We start from the raw sequence: 22,104 nt of genomic DNA, 5'->3' as shown, positions 1-22,104 counted from the left end.
TCCACGCTTACGGCAGCGGCCGTCGGCTCCGCAGTGGGAGTCACCGCCCTGCTTTTCTACAGTCTCGGCTCCTTCGCCGGGGCGCTCCACCAGGAATTCGGTTGGAGCCGCGCGCAGATCTCCTCCGCATTCTTCTACACCACGGTCTCCCTCGTGATCGTCGCCGCGCCCCTGGGTTGGCTGCTGGATCGCTACGGTCCCCGCCGGGTCGCCATGGTCTCGATTCCAGGACTGGCCATCTCAATGGTGCTTCTCAGCCAGCTCAGTGGAAGCCTCACCCTGTTCGCGGTGCTCTTCGCGCTAGCAGGCGTCCTCGGCGCAGGCACCACATCAGCGGTCTACACCAAGGCGGTGAACTCCAAGTTCCATGCCGCTCGCGGGCTCGCACTCGGCATCGCGCTGACCGGTCTTGGGGTCGCGGCCATGGTGCTCCCACTGCTCGTCACGGCTGTCGTCAGTTCGGCCGGATGGCGATTCGGCTTCCTCACGCTCGCCGGACTCTCGTTGCTGGCCTTCCCATTCGTGATGTTCGGCCGGATGGACGCCGTGCCTGCAGGGGACGGCACACCGACCCATGAGCTCGACGGGATGACCCGTTCGCAAGTGTTCCGCTCGAGGACCTTCTGGATCCTGCTTTTCGGTGTCCTGCTAGTGGGGTCCTCCGTTCCGGCGCTCATCCCGCACATGCTTCCGATGCTGACCGACACTGGGCTCTCCCCGGGAACGGCGGCCACGATCGCCAGCGTGATCGGGGTCGGAGTCATCCTCGGTCGGCTGTGCGTCGGTTACCTGCTCGACCGGTTCCCGGCCCCGTTCGTCGCCACTCCCATGTTCGTCGTCGCGGCCGTGGGTGCAGCTTCCCTGGCGCTCGGCGGGACGGCCTCCGCTCCGGTCTCTGCCCTTTTGCTCGGCGTCTGCTTTGGGGCTGAGGCCGACCTGATCGCGCTGCTCTGCGGTAACTACTTCGGACTCCGCGCGTACGGATTCATCTACGGAATCGTGTATGCGTTGTTCACCTTGGCGGTGTCGATCGGCCCCATCTGGGTCGGTGCACTCTTCGACAGCACCGGGAGCTACCACCGAGCCCTTCTCATCGTCGCAGCGATGCTGACCGCTGGAGCGGTCGTATTCCTGGCGCTTCCGCGCAGACCCACCTACGGAAGCCGCGCCGTCGTATCAGCCGCCATCTCCGAGGCCACCACCGCGTGAGTATCAACAGCGCGGCGACATCGTGCAGCACGCCCCTGCTCTGAAAACGGCACCCAAATTCGAAAGTAGGTCGACTCCATGCCTTCGTCCACCAGCAAGTCGGACATCGCCAAGCGAAAGGTCATCGTCACGATTGCCCCCACCGGGGGAATGGCGTCCAAGGAGCAGAACCCTCACCTGCCGACGCAGCCTGGTGAGATCGCGGACCAGATCGCAGAGTGCGTCGCGGCAGGAGCTAGCGTCGCCGCAATCCACGCTCGTCGGGCCGATGACCAGGCCACCTGTGATCCCGATGTCTACGCAGCGATCAACGAGGCCGTCCGTGAGCGGACTGACGTCGTCATCAACAACTCCACGGGTGGCGGAGTTAGCGGGGACATGATCAAGCAGTACGACACCGGAGAACTCCGGATCGATTTCAGCGAACGACTCAAGGGCCTCGAGGCGCCACACACAGAGATGGCCACTTTCGACGCCGAGACTTTCGTTGTCACCGCCGGCGGCCGCGAGCTGCTCTGCAAGACCTCGCCGCAGGAGTGCGACGAGTTGGCCGCCCGCATGACCGAACTCGGAATCAAGCCCGAATGGGAGGTCATGAGCACCGCGAACATCGCCCAGGACACGAAACGGCTTATCGCATCGGGATTCGACGCGCAGCCGTACTGGATCAATGTGGTGCTGGGTCTCGACAAGCCGTTCCAGGGTGCCCTGCCCTACACCCCCCGAGTGCTTCATCAGATGGTCGACGAACTCCCCGACGGGTCCGAGCTTTGTGTGTCGGCCATCGCCGCCAATCAGTTGCCTGCCACCACTCACGCGATCCTGCTCGGTGGGCATGTCCGAGTCGGATTGGAGGACAACCTCAACTACCGCCGTGGGGAACGCGCGACCAATTTGCAGCTCGTTCAGCGAGCCGTGCGACTCATTCGGGAACTCGGGCACGAGCCCGCCACTCCCGAGGAAGCTCGCGAGATCCTCGGGCTCAAGAGTCTCGTTTCCCAGCCTGCCTGAACACTTACAGTCCCCAGATCATGGAGGCAATCATGGCCGAGAACATTCCCCTCGCCGACGTACTCGTCACGCCTGCCCCGCACACTCGCCGATTCCGTCGACTGGTCACGGGTGTCGATGGGGAAGGACGATCGGTGTTCGCAGACGACGCTCTCAGCCCGCACCGGCAAGTCGTCGCGGACTGCCCCGGGTTCGTGGTGACCGATTTCTGGCGCCACGATAGCGTTCCGGTTGACAACTCGGGGGAGCCCCAAGACGGCCTCACGGGGCCGTTCGAGATTTCGCCGCCGCCTGCTGGCTCCGTTTTCCGCGTGGTGGAGTTCCCACCGGATACGGAATGGGCCGTGGACGAGGAGACGCGGACACGGCTGTTCCACAGCACGGCCTCGCTCGACTACGCGATCGTTCTCGGCGGCGAGATCTGGGCCGTCCTCGACGAGGAGGAGCAGCGAATGACCGCAGGCGACGTGCTCGTCCAGCGAGGAACAAGTCACCTGTGGTCGAACCGCTCCACGGCACCGTGCACCGTCATGTTCGTCCTCGTGGGCGGGACGATCGCCTGAGAAGGGCAACAGCCAATCGACCGCCGGTCTCCTTCGTCGTGTTGCGCCGGTAACAGATCTTGCTAGCGCGGTGGAGTGTGCGGATGTCGGGAGCGATGCTGGCGCATGCGGTCAGGCTCCGGCGTCATGGGCCGTAGCTGAAACGCGGGCGCCGGCGATCGCGTCATAGAACTCCTCGGCTGGCTCTCGCAGCAGCTCGTGCGCCTCGAGAAAGAGATCGTGGGCTTCGCGTCCGAGCCAGCCGGCGGGTAGCAGCTCGGTGGGCAGGTCCGGGTCCCGGAAGGGGAACTTCCGGTAGTCGTAGGTCAGCTGCATGCGTTCCACGAGCGCGTCCTGTGGGCTGAGTCGACCCGCCCGGTATGCGGGCATGCGCTTGCGGTAGGTCCGCAGCAGCTCCCGGTAGTCCTCGTTGAGCTCGTCGAGCTCCCAGCAGCGCGCTGCCATCTCGCGGTCGACCGGCAGGCCGCCGGACTGGCAGCGCAAGGTGTCCAGCCGCAGGGCCGGCTCGTCGGCGAGGCTTTCGCGCACCTGCTGCAGGCGGTCGTGCGGGCACACGTACGTCGACGGGGCCAGCGGTCCGAAGCCGAGCCAGGCCAGTTCCTTGCGGACCCGGTCGCGCACGCCGCGGTCGGACTCCGGCACCGAGTAGATGACCATGTACCAGTGCCGGTCCCACTCGCTGCGGACGCGGTCGAAGATGCGGGATCGGCCCTCGTCGAGCAGGTGCAGGCTCTTGTCGTTGAGTCCGTACACGGTCTCGCGGCCCTCGCGCCAGGAGTCGAACCAGCCCTCCTTGCGCAGCCGGGCCAGGACCACGCGCACGGTGCTCTCGCCGACGTCGAAGCAGGACATGAGCTCGCTCAGCGTCCGCAGGCGAGCCGCACCGCCCCGGTAGCGCACGTAGTCGCCGAACAGGTCAAACACGATCGACCTCGGTCTCACCGCTCCTCCTCCTGCTGGTCAGCCCGGTGGGCCGACTATCTCACAGTACGACCGTCCTCGATTCGCGCGCGGTGCGCGGCGGCTGGCCGGACTCGATTCATTCGTGCCATTTTATTGACGGGCGTGCGTGAAGCGAAACATACTCGGGAGCACCTCACCTGGACAATCCCGACAGGCTTGGAGAAGGCAATGAAGCCGCAATCCCCGCCAGGCGCCCGTCGCACCGAGCTCATGGTGCTGTGCCTGTGCTTCTCCGTGATCGTTTTCGACGGTTACGACCTCATCGTCTACGGCGCCACGCTCCCGGCGTTGCTGCAGCATGAGGCGTGGGGGCTCACCCCCGCTTCGGCCGGCGCGATCGGCAGCTACGCCTTGGTGGGCATGCTTGCCGGGGCGCTGATCGCGGGCGCGGTCACCGACCTGATCGGTCGGCGCAAGGTGCTGTTGTTCGGCGTCACCGGGTTCTCGCTGGCCATGGTGGGCTGCGCGTTGGCCCCCGATGCGACCTTGTTCGGCGTGTTCCGGCTGCTGGCCGGGCTCGGCCTGGGTGGCGTGATGCCCACCGCGATCGCGCTGACCGCGGAGTACTCGGCTCCGCACCGCCGGAGTCTGAACAACGCCCTGATGTTCTCCGGGTACTCGGTCGGAGGTGTGCTGGCCGCGGTGCTCGCGCTGAGCCTGATGCCCACCTACGGCTTCCGGTTGATGTACTGGCTCGGCGCCGTGCCGCTGCTGCTGGTCCCGGTGCTCATGCGCGCCTTGCCGGAATCGCTGGCGTTCCTGGTTGCGAAGGGGCGCGACGCCGAGGCGGCGCGCACGGCGGAGCGCCTGGGCGTGGCGCTGCCGGAACCGGGCGAGCAGCAGGGCCCACGACGTTCCGGGATCAGCACTCTGATGAGCAAGCGGTACCTGGTGCCGGCGTTGCTGTTCGCGCTGACGAGCTTCCTGGGGCTGCTGCTGGTCTACGGGCTCAACACCTGGCTGCCTCAGATCATGAAGTCCGCCGGGTATCCGCTGACGAGTTCGCTGCTGTTCCTGGTGGTGCTCAACGTCGGGGCGATCGTCGGCACGATCCTGGTGGCGCCGATCGGCGACCGCGTCGGGATGCGCCCGGTGACGCTCGCGGCGTTCCTCGCGGCGGCCGTGTCGATCTACCTGCTCAGCGTGCCGAGTTCGGCACCTGTCATGTACGCGCTGGTCGCTGTGGCCGGGTTCGGAACGGTCGGCACCCAGATCCTGGTCAACGCCTACGTGGCGATGCACTTCCCGGCGGAGGTGCGCGCCACCGCGCTCGGCTGGACCTTGGGCATCGGCCGCGTTGGCGCCATCATCGGCCCGACCTTCGGCGGAATCCTGATGTCGTCCGGGGCGAACGCCGCGTGGAACTTCTACGCGTTCGCGATTCCGGCCGCTGTGGGAGCGCTGGTCGTGCTGCTGCTGCCGCGCCGCGGCGCCGCATCCGGGGCACGATTGCAGGCGAGGGCCGAACAAGCCGCGTGAGCACGTCGTCGGCCCGTCCTGCGTGGTGCGGGCCGACGACCTCGGCCGAAAAATACGTGTCATTCAGTTGACGGTCGTTGAGTAAGTGGCACACAATGTGGTCATTCGAAGCCCTCAAGGTGGAGGCAGGTTTCCATGGTTTCTCGGATCGCGTGCGTAGGAGGCGGCCCCGGCGGGCTGTTCTTCGCGACGCTGATCAAGCAGGCCGACCCGACCGTCGACGTGACCGTCTTCGAACGGAACCGTCCCGACGACATCTTCGGGTTCGGCGTCGTCTTCTCCGACGCGACGCTGGCGGGCATTCACGAGGCTGATCCGGTGCTGCGCCGCGGGCTTGAAGAGCACGGCCGGCACTGGGATCAGATCGAGGTGCGCCTCAAGGGTGAGCGGATGTCCTTCGGGGGCAACGGCATGGCGGCCATTCACCGCCGCAAGCTGCTCGGCCTGCTGCGCGACCGCGCCACCGAGGTCGGTGTGGACTTGCGCTTCTGCACCGAGATCTCGGACGCCGAAGAGCTGGCGGACTACGACCTCATCGTCGCCGCCGACGGCGCCAACTCCCGCTTCCGGACCGGTTTGGAGGACGCCCTCGCGCCGAAGGTGGACGTCGCCACGGCCAAGTTCATCTGGTTCGGCACGGACTACATGTTCGACGGCCTGACCTTCGTCCACGAGCACGGTCCGCACGGCACGTTCGCGGTGCACGGTTACCCGATCAGCGAGGACATCAGCACGTTCATCGTGGAGACCGATGAGCAGACCTGGCGCGCGGCCGGACTCGACGAGTTCGACGTCAGCCAGCCGCCCGGTGCCAGCGACGAGAAGACCCGGGAGTACCTGGAGAAGCTCTTCGCCGAGCAGATCGACGGGCACGGGCTGCTGGTGAACAACTCGCGCTGGGGCAACTTCCGCACCTGGCGCACCGGGCGCTGGCACTCCGGCAACGTCGTCCTGCTCGGCGACGCCGCCCACACCGCGCACTTCTCGGTCGGCTCGGGCACCAAGATGGCCATGGAGGACGCCATCGCGCTCGCCCGCAGCGTCACCGAACATTCCGAGGACCTGGAGACCGCGCTCGACGAGTACGAAGCCGTGCGCAGGCCGTCGGTGGAGAAGATCCAGGGCGCGGCCCGCCCGAGCCTGTCCTGGTGGGAGCACTTCGGCCGTTACCACGACGCGTTGCACCCGACGCAGTTCGGCTTCCACTTCTTCTCCCGCAGCATCGGCCGCGACAAGCTGGCCCGCCGCGACCCGGAGTTCGTCGACCGCGTCGAACGCGACTGGCGCGAGCGCAACGGCGCCGACCCGCTGGAGACCCCGCTGCGCGTCGGGAACCAGGCCTTCAGCGGTCGCCGGGTCGACCTCCGCGAAACCCCGTCGGGGACCGTTGTCGAGGGGGCGGAAGGGATTTTGCTGTCCTCACGGCCGGGTGAGGGCGACTGGGCTCTGTGGCTGGACGCTCCGGAAGACGAAGCAGGGCTGCCGGAGCGGTTCACCGAACTCGCGGACGCCCTGGGCGGCGAGCAGCCACCGTCCCTGGTGGCCGTGCGGTCCGGGAACAAGCTCACCCGAGCGCTGCTGGCCGAGCAGGCGCGGCTGCACCACCAGGTGCCCGCGCTGGTGGTCGAGGACGAGCTGGACGAGGACCGAGCGCTGACCCTGCTGCTTTCCGGCCGAGCGGATCTGGTCGGTTCCACGACGGAGACGAGTTCATGAGCGAAACCACCGACCTGACACCGCTGTTCGCGCCATCCGGGATCGTGGTGGTCGGCGCGTCGCGGCAGAGCGCCAAGCTGGGCGCTGTCATGGCGCGCTCGCTGACCGGGTTCACCGGTGAGCTCGCGCTGGTCAACTCCCGCAACCCCGAGCCGGACAGCGGGCTGCACGCCTCGGTGCGCGAAGCCGCCGAGCACAGCTCGGCGCGCCTGGACCTCGCGGTGCTGTGCGTGCCCGCTGCGGCGTGCGCCGACTCGCTCGCCGATGCCGCCGCTGCCGGATGCCGGGCTGCGCTGATCTGCGCCGGAGGATTCGGCGAGGCCGGTGAGGCGGGCCAGGCGCACGAGGACGCGGTGCGCCGCGTCGCCGAGGAGACCGGCATCCGATTGCTCGGCCCCAACACCTCCGGGTTCTTCGTGCCCCACCGGGGCCTGACGGCCAGTTTCGTGCCCGGTGCGCGTCAGCTGCCAGCCGGGGGAGTGGCGGTGGTGGCGGCCAGCGGCGGGATCAACCACGCGCTGTCGTTCGAGCTGACCAACGCGGGCAACGGGGTGAGCCTGGGTGTGGGCATCGGCACCGGTGTCGACGTCACCGCCGCCGACGTGCTGGAGTACCTGGTCGACGACCCGGAGACCACGGCGGTGGCGCTGCACCTGGAATCGGTACCGGACGGCCCGCGCCTGGTGCGGGCGCTGCGACGGCTCACCGAGGTGAAACCCGTTGTGGCGCTGGTGGTCGGGCGCAGCGACGTCGCGGAGTTCGCCCAGTCGCACACCGGTGCGCTGGCGACCTCGTGGCGCACCACGCGGGCCGCGGTCGCGCAGGCCGGAGCGGTGGTCGTCGACGATGAACGCGAACTGGTCGACGCGCTGACCGCGCTCTCGCGCGTGCGGCTTCGCCCTGCGGCCGACCCCGGGCTGGGTATCGTCACCGCGCAAGCCGGCCCCGGCCTGCTGCTGGCCGACCGTGCCGGCGCCGATGAGGTCGCCACGCCAGAGCTGGCCGCCGAGACGCAGGGCCGTCTTTCGGAACTGCTGCCGCCGTTGACCTTCCAGCGCAACCCGGTCGACACTGGCCGCCCGGACAAGAGCTTTCCGGCCGTTCTGGGTGCCGTGGCGGGCGACGACGCGATCGATGCGGTCGTGGTCTACGCGCTCACCGAACCCGACAGCGTCGACCTGGTGACCGCGTTGCAGGACGCCGAGCTGCCGGCCGACGTGCCCGCTGTCGTGGCGCTGGGCGGGCTGGACGACGAGGCTGCCGAACAGCGCATCCAGCTGCACAAGACCGGCGTTCCGGCCTTCGCGACACCGACGGCCGCGGCCAACGCCCTGCGCGCGCTCGTCGCCGACTCCCGGCGGCAGTTCCGCACCGGCACGGCCGTCGAGCGACAGGTGTCGGCCTTGCCGGGCGGGCTCCTGGACGAGCACGCGGCCAAGAACTACCTGGCAGAACTGGGAATCGACACTCTACCCCGGCGCGCATGTGCGAACCGGGAGGAAGCGCAGCGCGCGCTGACCGAACTGGGCGGCCCGGTGGCGGTCAAGCTGCTCGACGCCACCGTGTTGCACAAGACCGACGTGGGTGGAGTGCACCTCGGCGTGCGCACCCCGGACGAGCTGGACGCTGCGCTGGAGGCCATCCACGCGGCGATCGGAGCCACCGGGTACTTGGTGGAGGCGATGGCCCCCAGTGGTGTCGACCTGGTCGTCGGCGCGCACCGCGACCCGGTGTTCGGGCCGGTCGTGCTGGTCGGCCTCGGCGGCACGGCTGCTGAAGCGCTCGGTGACGTCGCGGTTCGGCTCGCCCCGGTCACGGCCGCCGAAGCCGCCGAGATGCCCGGTGAACTGCTCGGCAAGGAGCTGCTGCGCGGCTGGCGCGGTGGGCCCGAGTTGAACCCGCAGGAGCTCGGCGAGGTCGTCGCCGCGCTGGCCGCGGTGCTCACCTCGCACCCCGAGGTGACCGAGATCGAGATCAACCCGCTCCGCCTGACCACGGACGGCCTCGTCGCGCTCGACGCGGTCGTCGTCCGCACGGAGGAGGACCGCAATGCCTGAACCGACCTGGCGCGACGTGGTGCCGTGGCCGGACGTGTTCGCCCAGCGCTACGTCGAGAAGGGTTACTGGGAGGGACGTGACCTGGCCGATCACCTCGCCGAGGTCGCCGGCCAGGTGCCCGACGCGCTCGCCTTCGTCGATGGCGAGCGCAGGCTCACCCACCGCGAGCTGACCGAGCGGGTCGACGCCACCGCCGAGCGGCTGCTCGGACTCGGCCTGCGGTCTGACGACCGCGTGCTGGTGCAGCTGCCCAACGTCGTCGAGTTCGTGGTGCTGACCTACGCGTGCCTGCGCATCGGCGTCATCCCGGTTATGGCGCTTCCGGGGCACCGCAAGCACGAGATGACCTACCTCGCCGAGCACTCCGAGGCGGTGGCCATCGCCGTGCCTGATGTGCTCAAGGGCTTTGACCACCAGGCCATGGCGGGTGAGATCGCCGAGGAGTCGCATTCGGTGCGCCACCTGCTCGTGCTGGGTGAGTCGGTCGCGGAGGGCAACGTCGACCTGGGCGCGTTGTGCGCCGCTCCGGAGTCGGTTCCGGATCGCGCGGAGTTGGACCGGCACCGGCCGGACAGCCGCGCGGTGGCGGTGTTCCTGCTCTCCGGTGGCACCACCGGGCTGCCCAAGCTCATCGCCCGCACCCACGACGACTACGTCTACAACGCCAAGCGCAGCGCCGAGGTCTGCGGTTTCGACGCCGACACCGTTTACTACGCGTCCTTGCCGCTGAGTCACAATTTCCCGCTGGCCTGCCCGGGCCTGCTCGGCGCGCTGCTGTGCGGCGGCCGCTTGGTCGTGGGTTCGCCGGACCCGGCCAAGGCGTTCCCGCTGATCGAGCGCGAGGGCGTGACGGCCACCGCGGTCGTGCCGGCGGTGGCGCAACGCTGGCTGGACCACCGCGCCGAAGACAGCACCGACGACCTGAGCTCCTTGACACTGCTGCAGGTCGGCGGGTCGAGGCTGGCCGACGAGGTCGCGCGCCGGGTCCGTCCGGTGCTCGGCTGCACCTTGCAGCAGGTGTTCGGCATGGCCGAGGGACTGCTGAACTACACGCGCCTCGACGATCCCGACGACGTGGTCTGCACGACCCAGGGACGCCCGATGTGCCCCGACGACGAACTGCTCGTCGTCGACGAGACGGGCAACGAACTACCGATCGGTGAACCCGGCGTGCTGCTCACCCGCGGGCCCTACACACCGCGTGGTTATTTCAAGGCCGCCGAGCACAACGCCCGCGCCTTCACTCCCGAAGGCTGGTACCGCACCGGCGACATCGTCCGGCTGCGTGCTGATGGCAATCTCGTCGTCGAGGGCCGCGACAAGGACATGATCAACCGAGGTGGGGAGAACATTTCCGCTGAGGAGATCGAGAACTTCGCCTATCAAGTAGACGGCGTCAGCCTGGCCGCGGCCATCGCGATGCCCGACCCGGACCTCGGCGAACGCGTCTGCCTCTACGTCGTGGCCAAGCCCGGTCACGACGTCGGACTGTCCGACGTGCACCAGGTGATGGAGAACGCGGGTGTCGCCAAGTTCAAGTTCCCGGAGAAGCTGATCATCGTCGACGCGATCACCACGACCAAGGTCGGCAAGATCGACAAGAAGGAGCTCCGCCTCGACGTCGCCCGGCGCCTGGCCGATGAGCACCAGAAATCCGCCGCTGACGCGGTGGGTGCGTGAAAGATTCGAGGAGGCATGCAATGACCGCCACCGAAAGCACCGAAGAGGTCGAGCTGCAGAAGCTCTACACCGACTTCGCCACCGAACACCTTAATCCACTGTGGACTCAGCTGGGCGACCTGATGCCGCAGCAGCCCAACCCCAAGGCGGTCCCGCACGTCTGGCGCTGGGACGTGCTGTACCCGCTGGCGCAGCGCGCCGGTGACCTGGTTCCGGTGGGTCGCGGCGGCGAGCGTCGGGCGATCGCGTTGGCCAACCCGGGCCTGGGCGGGGCGCCGTATGCCTCGCCGACGCTGTGGGCGGCGATCCAGTACTTGGGGCCGAAGGAAGTCGCTCCCGAGCACCGGCACAGTCAGAACGCCTTCCGCTTCGTGGTGGAGGGCGAGGGCGTGTGGACCGTCGTCAACGGTGATCCGGTGGCGATGCGACGGGGCGACTTCCTGCTGACACCGGGCTGGAACTTCCACGGCCACCACAACGAGACCGACCAGCCGATGGCGTGGATCGACGGGCTGGACATCCCGTTCGTGCATTACACCGACACGTCGTTCTTCGAATTCGGGTCCGAGCAGGTCACCGACCCAGCGACCCCGCGGATCTCGCGTTCGGAGCGGCTGTGGGCGCACCCAGGCCTGCGCCCGCTGTCGGGACTGGACGATCTGCCCAACTCGCCCATCGCGGCCTACCGGTGGGAGCACACCGATGCTGCGTTGCGCGAGCAGCTGCTGCTGGAGGACGAAGGCCAGCCGGCCACGGTGGAGCCCGGTCACGCGGCTGTGCGCTACACCAACCCGACCACCGGCGGGGACGTCATGTCCACGATCCGCGCCGAGTTCCACCGGCTGCGTGCCGGTGCCTGGACCAGGCCGCGCCGCGAGGTCGGTTCTTCGGTGTGGCAGGTGTTCGAGGGCGAGGGCGAGGTCGTCCTCGACGGCAGCGAGCAGCGCGTCGCCAAGGGTGATCTGTTCGTGGTGCCGTCGTGGGCCAAGTGGTCGCTGCGCTCGGACGACGGTTTCGACCTGTTCCGATTCTCGGACCAGCCCATTTTCGAGCGGCTCAACCAGTCGCGAGTGTTCGTCGAGGAAGGTGAAGAATGAAGCTGGCCACGCTGCGCCTGCCGGGCGGTCGCACCGCCGCTGCCCGCGTCGAAGGAGAGGAGGCCGTGGAGCTCCCGGTCGCTGATGTGGGCGCCCTGCTGGCCCGTTCGGATTGGCGCGAGACCGCGGCGTCGAACGGAACACGGCACCGTCTGTCCGAAGCGGATCTTGACGCTGTCGTGCCGGCTCCGGGCAAGATCGTGTGCGTCGGGTTGAACTACCGCAACCACATCCTGGAAATGGGCCGCGACCTACCGGAGTACCCGACGCTGTTCGCGAAGTACCCGGAAGCGCTGATCGGACCATCCGACGACATTGTGCTGCCGAAGGTCTCCGAGGCCATCGACTGGGAGGCCGAGCTCGCCGTCGTCGTCGGCACGAAGGTCCGCAGCGCCGATCGCGCCACCGCCGAGGCGGCCATCGCGGGGTACTCGGTGCTCAACGACGTGACCGTGCGGGACTACCAGTACCGGACGAAGCAGTGGTTGCAGGGCAAGACCTTCGAAGCCACCACTCCGTTCGGTCCGTACCTGGTCACTCCGGACGAGTTCGCACTGGACGCGGAGATCGTCACCGAGGTCGACGGCGAGGTCATGCAGTCCTCCAACGTCAAGGACCTGGTCTTCGACCCGGCCGACTTGGTCGCCTACATCTCCGAGATCCTCACCCTCAACCCGGGCGATGTCATCGCCACCGGCACCCCGGGCGGAGTCGGCCACGCGCGCAAGCCCCCGCGCTACCTCGCCGCCGGGAGCAAGATGGTGACCCGCATCGGCGGTCTCGGCGAGCTGGTCAACATCGCCAGGGAACCGTCGTGACGGAGTTGGCGCAGCGGTTGGAGTGGGCTCGGCGGGGTTCGGCGTACTTCGCCCGCAAACTCGCCGAGCTCCGCGACTCCGAGTTCGATGAGTCCACCGCGCTGGCGGGGTGGTCGAGGCGGCACCTGGTAGCGCACGTGGGCTACAACGCCCGTGCTATCGCCAGGCTGGTCGACTGGGCCGCGACCGGGGTGGAGAACCCGATGTACGCCTCGCCGGAGTCCCGGGCCCGGGAGATCGAGGAGGGCGCGACGCTGAGTGTCTCGGCGTTGCGCGCTCTGGCCGAGCACGCGGCGGTCCACCTCGACGTCTCCTGGCGGGACCTGCCCGCCGAGCGTTGGCAGCACGAGGTGCGCACGGCTCAAGGCCGGGTCGTGCCCTGTAGCGAGACGCCGTGGATGCGGGCCCGTGAGGTTTGGATCCACGCCGTCGACCTGGGCAACGGCGGAAGCTTCGTCGACTTCCCGCCGGAGTTCGTCGACGCGCTGCTGGCCGACATCACGGGCCTGTGGCAGCGCAAGGGGCAAGGCCCGGCCCTGCTCCTGCGCCCGGATGACCGGGACGCCGAGCATCGCGTCGACATCGACGGCCAGACCCCGCATGTGGTGCGGGGGAGTGCTGTGGACCTCGTTCGCTGGATCTCCGGGCGCGGTCCGGGCCGTCTCAAGGCGGACTCCGGAGACCTCCCGGAACTCGGCCGCTGGCTCTAATTTCATCGTCCCACCGAAATACCGCTCCCCGGACTCGTGCGAATCGAGGCCGGGGAGCAGTATTTCGGCGAGTGCGGGTTCCGAGCCCAGGTGAATCCGTGATCTAGTCCGATGCGCCAGCGCCAGCCAGTATGTTGTGAGGCTCTTCCACCAGGCAGAGGGGGAGGGCGTTCAACCGGTAATCCGGTAGAAATCAGAGTGACGTGATGTGACTCGGAAATCAGACCGAGGGGGCCAGTACCGGACGGCACGGACCCCCTGGCGCGCTATCACGGTTTGACCGCCACCTCGGTAGCGAGAGGCAGCTCGGCCAACGAGCGCCCGATGCGGAGTGTGAAAAGTCCGTGCTCGGCCTGCCACGTTCCGTTCTGCCAGTGCTGGAACGCCCTGGCCGGGATGCGAACCGGCACCTCGACCGACTCGCCAGGTGCGGCTTCGACGGTGGCGAATGCGGCGAGCCAGTGCTTCGGACGTTCCACCTCACCATTCCGGGACAGGTAAACCTGCACGACCTCACGACTGGAGCGTTGCCCGGTGTTGCGCAACCGGGCCCGTACGGTGACGTCCGCTCCTTCGACTACCTCGGATGGGACCTCGGCTTCCTCGTACGCCCAGGTCGTGTAGCCGAGGCCGTGGCCGAACCAGAACGCGGGCTCGATCCCGCTGCGCTCGAACGCGCGGTGTCCGATGTGGATGGACTCGGCGTATTCCAGCGCACCGGATTGGGGAACGGGACTCGGCAGCGGAGCGCCTTCGGCGGCGGGCCAGGTCACCGGCAGCCGGCCACCGGGTTCGGCGTCGCCGGTGAGCACGTCGGCCAGCGCGTTGCCGAACTCCTGGCCGGGGAACCAGGACAGCAGCACGGCCGGGACCTCCTGCGCCCACGGCAGCAGCACCGGCGCGCCCGAGTTGACCACGACCACCGTCCGGGGGTTCGCGGCGATGACCCGGCGCACGAGCTCGTCCTGGCGTCCCGGCAGCGCGAGGGTGTCGCGGTCGAAGCCCTCGCTCTCGCTCTCGTCGGAAGTTCCCAGCACCAGCACCGCGACGTCGGCGGAGGCGGCGAGCTCGACGGCGTGCGCGAGCTCGTCCTCCTCGGGCAGCGCCGGGGTTTCCAGGCCGAGGGTGAAGGTGGTGCCGATGGCGTCGGCCTCGACGCGGTGGGTCAGCACGAGTTCCACCTCCTGCCCGGCGCTGAGCTGCACCTCGGCGGTGCGCTGCGGTGGGCGCACCATCGCCTCGATCGGGTCCGGCCCGCCTGGCAGCTCCAGCACCCCGTCGATCAGCGGCCGGTCGTCGACCGCCAAGGTGAAGTGCCCGGCTCCGGCCACACCGATCCGGTGGGCGCCGGTCTCGGTGGCGCGCAGCACGCCCCGGACCTCGACGAAACCGACGGCCTCCACGGGCACGTCGGGACCGAACGAGCCCATCCAGATCAGCTTGCCGCTGTTGCGGTGCTCGGTGCTGATCGGCGCGCGGTCGGCGTCCAGGAACCGGACCGCCAGGCCGGGTTGCCCGGTCTCGGGGTCGGTGACCAGCTCCGGCGATGCCGGGGCGAGCAGTTCGGTGGAGCGAACGCCCCGGGCGTGCACGACCTCCACGTCGGCGCCCAACTTGGCGCGGAGCCCGTCGAGCGGCGAGACGGTGTAGGGCGGGAAGACGCTGGCGCTGCCGCCTCCGAGGGTGCGAGCAGCGGCGGCGTTGGGTCCCAGCACCGCGATCCTGCGCGTGCCCGCGGTGTTCAGCGGTAGCAGGTCGCCCTCGTTGCGCGCCAGGACGAATCCGGCGGCGGCCGCGTGCCGCAGGACCACCTCGGGCCGGTCGGCGGCCACGGCCGGTGGCTCGGCGCCGTCCAGCGCGCAGACCCGGTCGGCCAGCCGCAGCAGGTTCAGCACCTTCTCGTCCACATCGGATTCGGCCACCCGGCCGTCGCGCACCGCGTCGACGAGCTGCTGCCCCCAGGGGCTTTCCGGCCCGGGCATGGCCAGGTCGAGACCGCCGCGACCGGCCTCGTCGGTGGAACGGGTGGCGAACCAGTCGGAGATGACCACGCCGTCGAACCCCCACTCGCCGCGCAGCACCTCCTCGATCAGGGCGTGCTCGGTCATGGTGGTGCCGTTGACGCGGTTGTAGGCAGCCATCACCAGCCACGGCCCGGCCTCGCGGACGATGTGCTCGAACGGCGCCAGGTAGAGCTCGCGCAGCGCCCGCTCGTCGACGCGGGCGTCGACGGTCATCCGATCGGTCTCGGAGTCGTTGGCCACGAAGTGCTTCACCGTCGCGGCCACCCCGCCGGACTGCACACCGCGCACGTAGGCCGCACCGATCTCACCGGTCAGCAGCGGGTCCTCGCTGAAGCACTCGAAGTGCCTGCCGCCGTACGGCGTTCGGTGCAGGTTGACGGTAGGGGCCAGCAGCACGTCCACGCCCTTGCGGCGCGCCTCGGCGGCCAGCAGGCGCCCGACGCGATGCGCCAGCTCGAGATCCCAGGACGCCGCCAGCGAAGTGGGGCTCGGCGTGTTGGCGGAGGTGCTGCGCTCGTCGAAGGCTTCGCCGCGCACGCCGACCGGACCGTCGGAGACCACCACCCGGCGCAGCCCGGCGGCGGGTTCGGGGTGCAGCGACCAGAAGTCGGCACCGGTGAGCAGCCGGACCTTCTGCTCCAGCGACAGCGCGCGCACCCGCGCCCGCAGATCGGCCGTGGACATCAACGAACCCTCCTGACAGGTTGGATGCTCAGCGCACCGACGACCGCGAAGACCGCTGCGGCGCCGAACAGGACCGAGTAGTTGCCGCCACCACCGACGGCGAGGAACACCGGCGCGATCGCCGGCGCCAGGGACTGCGGCATCGCGTTGGCGATGTTGAACACGCCGAGGTCCTTGCCCGCGTCGGTCTCCCGGTTGGGCAGCACGTCGGCGACCAGCGCGAGGTCGACCGCCAGGTAGACGCCCTGCCCGAGGCCGGTGAGCACCATGCCCACCAGGAACGTCGAGAACGAACCGGCGAGGCCGATCACCAGCAGGCCGAGCCCGAAGACCACCGCCGAGCTCAGCACGAAGATCTTGCGGCGGCCCAGCCGGTCGGACAGCCAGCCGCTGGCGTTGCTCCCCGCGACCACGAACGCGGTCTGCACCAGCGTCGCCACGAACACCAGCCGCGCCACCTCGCCTTCCGGCACGTGCAGCCGGTCGGTCAGGTAGTAGGCCTGGTAGGTCAGCAGCGTGGCCACGCCCATGAACAGCAGGAACCGGCTCAACCAGGCCCAGCCGAAGTCGGGGTGGCGCACCGGGTTCACCCAGAAGCCGCGGGCGAACTCGCGGACGTCGTAGCGCGGCTGCGAGCCCGGTTCCAGCCGGCGGTCGCGCAGCATCGCGGCGAGCAGCAGGGCGGGCACCATGCCGACCAGGCCGGGGGCCATGAACATCCAGAACGACGAGTTCTGCAGCGCCTGGGCGAGGAAGGTGCCCAGCACGATGGCCGCCGACATCGCCATGCCCAGCAGTCCGGACACCCGGCCGCGCTGCGCGGTGGGCACCTGGTCCGGCAGCAGCGCGGTGAGCGTGGCCAGCACGGCGTTCAGCCCGGCCTGGGCAAGGCACCAGCCGAGCAGCAACACGGGAACGTCCTGCGCCAGCGAGACCACGGCGAGCCCGAGCGTTCCGGCCAACGCGCCGCCGATCAGCCACGGGCGGCGCATCCCGAACCGGGAGGTGGTGCGGTCGCTGAGGTGGCCGAAGAACGGGTTGGCCACCAGCGCCAGCAGCGCCCCGACCCCGGTGACCAGCGCGAGGCTGCCCTCCTTGCCGTCGGGGTCGATCTGCTGCACGCGCACCGCCAGGCTCACCACGACCGGCGTCAGCAGCGCCACCCACAGTCCGAGGTAGGCGAGCGCGTAGACGGCGACGAACGCCGCGCTCGCCCGTTCGGGTTCGAGTCTTCGCTCGGTGCCCGCGTAGGACTCCACCATGACGCCTCCAGGAAGTTCGCATCGTTGCGCTGATCGGAGATCCTGACGCCAAAGCCGAGTGATCAGTAGGTTCTGTAATTGTTCTGTTACTTCATCTGTCGTAGGGTTGCCTCGTGATCGTCAACTCCACTCCTGAGGGAAGCGCTCCGCGACGCCGCTCCGCCCGAGGTCAGGCGGCGCGCGAGCGGATCCTGCACGCCGCGGTGGAGGCGTTCGCCAAGGACGGCTACCAGGGCTGCTCGCTGGCCCGCATCGCGAGCGAGGTCGGCCTGTCGCAGGCCGGGCTGCTGCACCACTTCCCCACCAAGGAGGACCTGCTGGCCGCGGTGCTCGACGAGCGCGACCGGCTCGACACCCGGCGCTTCCTCGCCGACGGCGCCGAGGGCATCGAAATCCTGACGGCGCTGGAGAAACTGGTCGAGTACAACACCTATCTGACCGGGATGGTGCAGTCGTTCACGGTCCTGGCCGGCGAGAGCACCGCCGACCTGCACCCGGCCCGCGACTGGTTCCAGAGCCGCTACGACAACGTCCGCACGATGGTCGCCGGCGAACTCCGGAAGGGCATCGACCGCGGCGAGATCCGCCCGGACACCGACTGCACCGCCATCGCCGCCGAGATCGTCGCCACCATCGACGGCCTGCAGCTCCAATGGCTCCTGGATCCGAAGAAGATCGACATGCCGGCACTCTTCCGCAACTACACAAGTCGCCTGCGAGATGCCATCCGCCGGTAGCAGTGTGTCGGTCTTGTGAACTGCGGAAACGTTGAGTGCGGTTGGCGAGGACACGCGTTGTCGGGTGTCCCGGCCTGTCCTGCGGAAGGTTGCAGGAGTGCGTTTAGGGCCGCGGTTTTGGGACAGCTCGGCATGTCTCCCATGTGCTTGCGGGGACCTCGCCTGGTCGATCAATAGCTGAGAAGAATTGCTGCGCCGATGAGGGCGAGTCCGGTTAGTTGAACCTCTGTGCTGGTGAGGCCGCACAGGTAGCCGATCAGAGGAGCGATGAGGGCGGCCACCGCTACTGCGATGGACAACCGAATCGTTCGCTTTCCGGGCATGGCCATGTGTTTCCTCGAGCTTCCGGACGTGCTGAATTCGCCCGCCGTTTGCTGCGGGCCGGTTGCGCCGCTTAGTGCGGGAGAGAAGTCCCTGTTCGGTTTGGCCTGGTCGGTGAGTCGATTCCGGTCAGCTGCTGAGGCTGGCCTGGGACTCGGCTCTGATGACCTCGATGGTGCCGACGATGTGCGATTCCATCTCGTGGCGGGCTGCGGCGTGATCGCCCGCGTGGATGGCTTCGCGGATGCGTTCGTGGTCGGCGTGGCGGTCGTCCAGGGCCGTGCTCAGCGGTTGTGGCACTCCCGTGGTGTTGATCAGGAAGTCGGAGAGGTCCCACAGGCGGCGGCTGCTGTCCGCGGCGATCTGGGAATGCGCCATGTCATGGATGGCGTGGTGGAAACGCCGGTTGAGGGTCCGGTAGCCGTGGGCCCGCGCGTCGGGATCGGACTCGGTGCGCAAGGCGTCGATGCGAGCTGAGATCAGGTCCAGCTCGATCAGCTGTTCGTCGGTGCGGCGCTGGGCCGCCATTCCGGCGATCGTGCCTTCGAAGCCGCCGAACATGACGTAGAAGTCGGCGACATCACGCATCGTGTAGGTCATCACGCGAGAGCCGACCTGGGGGAGAATCTCGACCAGTCCGTCCGCGGCGAGCCTGCGCAGCGATTCCATCACCGGCTGCTTGCTCACGCCGAACTCCGTGCGCAGACCCTCGGCCGAGAGTCGCTCGCCCGCGGGGTACATGCCTTCCATCAGGCGTTCTTTGAGCTGGTCGTAGACAGCGTTATTCAGCCGGCTGGTGCCGCGGCGAAGTGTTGTCTTGGCCGAGTCGCTGGTCTCCACCGGTGCAGCGTAACCGCTGGGCCCACTGGTCCTGTCCTCTGGCATGCCAGCTTCCCCTTGTGTCGTCGCGCCACCGCACTTACTGTGATGCTATCACGCTAGCATGCCAGTTCGCGGGTCCGAAGGATCTGATCGAACTAAGAACTCGAAGCCGCAAAGGAGCAGCCATGGAGTTCTGCATCGGTACCTGCGCGAAGATCGACCAGGTGGGGCTCGCCAAGCAGGCAGAGGATGTCGGCGCGAGTCACTTCGGTGTCGGTGAAGGGCCGCTGCTGTTCAGTGACCCCTATCAATACCTGGCGTTGGCGTCCCAGCAGACGTCGTCGATCAAATTGGGCACCTGGGTGACCAATCCGCTGACCCGGACCCCGCCCGTGACGGCGAACTCGATAGCCACGCTCAACGCGCTCGCTCCGGGTCGCGCGTTCCTCGGAATCGGCACCGCGAACAACGCCTTGCGGTCGATGGGGAGTCGGCCCGCCAAGCTATCCGAACTGGACTCGGCGCTGAGCACCATCCGCGGCTTGCTCCGCGGTGAACGGGTCACGCACGAGTGGCTGGGCCAAGAGCGCGAGATCGAGTTCCTCGACTCCAACGGGATCTGGTACAACCTCGACGACCCGGTCGAGGTCTGGATGGCAGCCGGAGGGCCGAAGGGGCTGGCGATCGCCGCGCGGCACGCCGACTACATGACCTACTGCCTGGGTCCGAACCCCGACATGATCGGTCTCGTTCGTCGTGAACTGGACAAAGCCGTAGCGGACGCCGGGCGCCCTCCGGGCTCGGTCAAGCTCGTCGCGCTGTCCTGGTTCTACCAGCTGCGGCCAGGTGAGACCTGGGAGGACGGCGTTGACCACGGCTTCGGATCCGGGCCGATCAGCTCCTGCATCACCAACTCCGGCTTCATGCGCGAGCACATGGACGAGCTGGGGGAGGGCATCGTCAACGCCTCCTCGCAGGCGGCGAAGGCCTACCTCGGTGATCCGACCGCCGCGGACGCGCCGCACTACCTGGAGGTGTGGGCGAAATACCTGCGGGGGCTCGACCCCGCGCACCGACCTCTGATCACCAAGGAACTCGTCGACTACTGGTGCCTGTACGGCACGCCGGAGCAGCTGCGCGAGAAGACCCAACTGATGTTGGACGCCGGCTGCGACATGGTGAGCGTGTTCCTGTCCAACCCCTTCACCGCCGCCCGCGACATCGACGACATCGGCTCGTCCATCCTCGCCCACTTCTGATCGGAAAGGACCGTCTCGACATGACCACGATCGAACCCACCCGCACCGCGCTGGTGGCCGTGCACCTGCAGAACGACATCGTCGGCGCGCAGGGGGCTTTCGCACCGTTCTTCCGCGCCGAGGTCGAGCGCACCGGCGTTCTGAAAACCGCGGCGCGTGTTCTCGACGAAGCTCGGGCCGCGGGCGTGAAGATCGTCTACACCCGAGTTGCCTTCCAGTCCGGCTACCCAGATCTCGTGCCGAACTCACCGCTGCTGGGAATGGTCGCCCAGAACAAGTGCCTGGTCGACGGCACGCCCGGTGCCGCGCTGTGCGACGAAGCCACTCCTGCCGATGGTGATGTTGTCGTCACCCACCAGCGGGTCTCCGGGTTCCGCGCCAGTGAGCTGGACATTGTCCTGCGCGGGGCGGGCGTCGACACCGTGGTCCTGCTCGGGGTGGCGACCAACGCGTCCCTGGAGGGCACGGCACGTGAGGCCTCCGACCTCGGCTACCGCACCGTGGTCGTTTCCGACGGTTGCTCGGCGGCCTCGGAGGCTGCGCACAACGCTTCCCTGGAATCCCTCGGTTTGCTGGCCGAGATCGTCACCAGCGACGAGCTCTCCGCCGCCTACACCTCACGGGCCGCGGGCGTCAGTGCCTGATCGCCGGCGTCCAGCGCCGGCTGAGACCGCAACCGCAATTCCGACCACCTGACTGTAGAGAAACCGGTGTCGGGACTGGCTCCCTGCACCGGTGTGGAGTGATCGCTGATGACCGATACCACCCTTGGTACTGAGGCTGTGCGAGCAGCGGCTTCTCGACTGCAACACGCTCAGCGCAGCAGAATTCCGTGCGCGCCCGTTCGAGAGCTGTTGCCGGACAAAGAGATCGCGACTGGCTATGCCGTGCAAACCGTGCTCACCAACGATCGCCTAGCCGAAGGCCATCGGGTCGTCGGCCGCAAGATCGGACTGACCTCGCCGGTAGTGCAGCAGCAGCTCGGGGTCGATCAGCCCGACTTCGGGGTGCTTTTCGATGACATGGGTTGTCCGGAGGGCGAGCCGATCGATGTCTCCAGGTTGCTGCAGCCGCGCATCGAAGCCGAAATCGCGTTTGTCTTGGGTGAGGACCTCACCGGCTCGGTCGACGAGGAATCGGCTCGCAAGGCGGTGGAGCACATGGTGGCGGCCCTGGAGATCGTCGACAGTCGCATTGCGGAGTGGGACATCACGATCGTCGACACCATTGCTGACAATGCCTCCAGCGGCCTGTTCGTGCTCGGGCCTGAGCGGATCCCCTTGGGCGAGAACGACCTGCGCGACGTAGAGATGACCATGGTCGATCAGGACGAGAACACGGTCAGCAGCGGTACGGGTGCTGCCTGCCTGGGTGACCCGATCGCGGCACTGGTCTGGTTGGCTCGTACCGCCGATGAACTGGGCGCGCCGCTGCGGGCCGGCGATGTCGTCCTGTCCGGGGCGTTGGGGCCGATGGTGCCGGTGATGCCTTCGGGCACCTACACGGCCACGCTCACCGGGGTCGGTTCCGTACAGGCAGCTTTTACGGCCTGATCTAGTTCTGGCGTTCTTGGTCTCGATGAACCGCGTCGAGCGCGCTAGAGCCTTCTTCTGTGGCTTTTCGCCCCGGTGGCCCTGTCAGGGCTGCCGGGGTTCGTCGTTGGGAGCCGCTAGAGGATTCTGGCTCGTTCA

19 protein-coding genes are annotated in these 22,104 nt (G+C 68.3%); 14 read left to right on the top strand and 5 right to left on the bottom strand.

Features of this window, described 5'->3' with window-relative positions; all coding sequences use genetic code 11:
- The first annotated feature begins 33 nt into the window (after window positions 1–33).
- The 3 genes from AB0J91_RS08895 (at window position 34) to AB0J91_RS08885 (ending at window position 2,783) form a co-directional block, all read left to right on the top strand.
- Entirely contained in the window at window positions 34–1,209 is a 1,176-nt protein-coding gene (locus AB0J91_RS08895) for an MFS transporter (RefSeq protein WP_363865620.1), read from the top strand.
- A 78-nt stretch (window positions 1,210–1,287) separates the two neighbouring features.
- Window positions 1,288–2,220, top strand: a complete 933-nt coding sequence (locus AB0J91_RS08890; protein ID WP_363865618.1) for a 3-keto-5-aminohexanoate cleavage protein — start codon at window positions 1,288–1,290, stop codon at window positions 2,218–2,220.
- 32 nt (window positions 2,221–2,252) lie between these two features.
- Complete coding sequence (locus AB0J91_RS08885) at window positions 2,253–2,783, top strand: cupin domain-containing protein (protein ID WP_363865616.1); 531 nt, start codon at window positions 2,253–2,255, stop codon at window positions 2,781–2,783.
- A gap of 111 nt (window positions 2,784–2,894) precedes the next feature.
- Here AB0J91_RS08885 and AB0J91_RS08880 read toward each other — a convergent pair whose 3' ends face one another.
- Window positions 2,895–3,725 carry a PaaX family transcriptional regulator C-terminal domain-containing protein gene (locus AB0J91_RS08880; protein WP_363865614.1) on the bottom strand — a complete coding sequence of 277 codons (831 nt, stop codon included), beginning with the start codon at window positions 3,723–3,725 and terminating at the stop codon, window positions 2,895–2,897.
- A gap of 189 nt (window positions 3,726–3,914) precedes the next feature.
- On the opposite strand from AB0J91_RS08880, the gene AB0J91_RS08875 reads away from it, so the two are divergent.
- The 7 genes from AB0J91_RS08875 to AB0J91_RS08845 all read left to right on the top strand — a co-directional run bounded on the left by AB0J91_RS08875 (window position 3,915) and on the right by AB0J91_RS08845 (window position 13,304).
- A complete protein-coding gene (locus AB0J91_RS08875) occupies window positions 3,915–5,225 on the top strand; it encodes an aromatic acid/H+ symport family MFS transporter (protein WP_363865612.1) in 1,311 nt (436 codons plus the stop codon).
- Window positions 5,226–5,360: 135 nt separating this feature from the next.
- Entirely contained in the window at window positions 5,361–6,941 is a 1,581-nt protein-coding gene (locus AB0J91_RS08870; protein WP_363865610.1) for an FAD-dependent monooxygenase, read from the top strand.
- Entirely contained in the window at window positions 6,938–8,998 is a 2,061-nt protein-coding gene (locus AB0J91_RS08865) for an acetate--CoA ligase family protein (RefSeq protein ID WP_363865608.1), read from the top strand. The genes AB0J91_RS08870 and AB0J91_RS08865 overlap by 4 nt, the downstream gene beginning before the upstream one ends.
- Window positions 8,991–10,679 (top strand): AMP-binding protein, encoded by a 1,689-nt coding sequence (locus tag AB0J91_RS08860; RefSeq protein WP_363865606.1) that lies wholly within the window; start codon window positions 8,991–8,993, stop codon window positions 10,677–10,679. The genes AB0J91_RS08865 and AB0J91_RS08860 overlap by 8 nt, the downstream gene beginning before the upstream one ends.
- Before the next feature lie 20 nt (window positions 10,680–10,699).
- Window positions 10,700–11,776 (top strand): cupin domain-containing protein, encoded by a 1,077-nt coding sequence (locus AB0J91_RS08855; protein WP_363865604.1) that lies wholly within the window; start codon window positions 10,700–10,702, stop codon window positions 11,774–11,776.
- Window positions 11,773–12,594, top strand: coding sequence for a fumarylacetoacetate hydrolase family protein (locus tag AB0J91_RS08850; RefSeq protein ID WP_363865602.1), 822 nt, complete (start codon window positions 11,773–11,775; stop codon window positions 12,592–12,594). Before AB0J91_RS08855 ends, AB0J91_RS08850 begins: the two co-directional genes overlap by 4 nt.
- Window positions 12,591–13,304: a maleylpyruvate isomerase family mycothiol-dependent enzyme gene (locus AB0J91_RS08845; protein ID WP_363865600.1), complete on the top strand. Its 714-nt coding sequence runs from the start codon at window positions 12,591–12,593 to the stop codon at window positions 13,302–13,304. Before AB0J91_RS08850 ends, AB0J91_RS08845 begins: the two co-directional genes overlap by 4 nt.
- A 269-nt stretch (window positions 13,305–13,573) precedes the next feature.
- On the opposite strand, the gene AB0J91_RS08840 is transcribed toward AB0J91_RS08845, so the two are convergent.
- Both AB0J91_RS08840 and AB0J91_RS08835 read right to left on the bottom strand, forming a co-directional pair.
- On the bottom strand, window positions 13,574–16,012 hold the full coding sequence (locus AB0J91_RS08840) for a glycoside hydrolase family 3 C-terminal domain-containing protein (protein ID WP_363865598.1): 2,439 nt from the start codon (window positions 16,010–16,012) through the stop codon (window positions 13,574–13,576).
- Window positions 16,012–17,274, bottom strand: a complete 1,263-nt coding sequence (locus AB0J91_RS08835; RefSeq protein ID WP_363865596.1) for an MFS transporter — start codon at window positions 17,272–17,274, stop codon at window positions 16,012–16,014. Before AB0J91_RS08835 ends, AB0J91_RS08840 begins: the two co-directional genes overlap by 1 nt.
- A 113-nt stretch (window positions 17,275–17,387) precedes the next feature.
- On the opposite strand from AB0J91_RS08835, the gene AB0J91_RS08830 reads away from it, so the two are divergent.
- A complete protein-coding gene (locus AB0J91_RS08830; protein WP_363865594.1) occupies window positions 17,388–18,011 on the top strand; it encodes a TetR/AcrR family transcriptional regulator in 624 nt (207 codons plus the stop codon).
- A 170-nt stretch (window positions 18,012–18,181) separates the two neighbouring features.
- Here the strand turns inward: AB0J91_RS08830 and AB0J91_RS08825 are convergent, their stop codons facing one another.
- Together AB0J91_RS08825 and AB0J91_RS08820 are read right to left on the bottom strand one after the other, a co-directional pair.
- Entirely contained in the window at window positions 18,182–18,340 is a 159-nt protein-coding gene (locus AB0J91_RS08825) for a hypothetical protein (protein WP_363865592.1), read from the bottom strand.
- Between the two features lie 121 nt (window positions 18,341–18,461).
- Window positions 18,462–19,172, bottom strand: a complete 711-nt coding sequence (locus AB0J91_RS08820; protein ID WP_363865590.1) for a GntR family transcriptional regulator — start codon at window positions 19,170–19,172, stop codon at window positions 18,462–18,464.
- 167 nt (window positions 19,173–19,339) lie between these two features.
- On the opposite strand from AB0J91_RS08820, the gene AB0J91_RS08815 reads away from it, so the two are divergent.
- The 3 genes from AB0J91_RS08815 (at window position 19,340) to AB0J91_RS08805 (ending at window position 21,966) form a co-directional block, all read left to right on the top strand.
- The gene (locus AB0J91_RS08815) at window positions 19,340–20,413 is read left to right on the top strand and encodes an LLM class flavin-dependent oxidoreductase (protein ID WP_363865588.1); all 1,074 of its coding nucleotides are present in this window, start codon (window positions 19,340–19,342) and stop codon (window positions 20,411–20,413) included.
- Window positions 20,414–20,433: 20 nt separating this feature from the next.
- Entirely contained in the window at window positions 20,434–21,057 is a 624-nt protein-coding gene (locus AB0J91_RS08810) for an isochorismatase family cysteine hydrolase (protein WP_363865586.1), read from the top strand.
- Between the two features lie 108 nt (window positions 21,058–21,165).
- Window positions 21,166–21,966 carry a fumarylacetoacetate hydrolase family protein gene (locus AB0J91_RS08805; protein ID WP_363865584.1) on the top strand — a complete coding sequence of 267 codons (801 nt, stop codon included), beginning with the start codon at window positions 21,166–21,168 and terminating at the stop codon, window positions 21,964–21,966.
- Window positions 21,967–22,104 lie beyond the last annotated feature (138 nt).

Origin of the sequence: Saccharopolyspora sp. NPDC049357 (assembly GCF_040677225.1) — a bacterium.
GTDB lineage: Bacteria > Actinomycetota > Actinomycetes > Mycobacteriales > Pseudonocardiaceae > Saccharopolyspora.
This window is presented reverse-complemented; position numbering and strand designations above follow the sequence as displayed.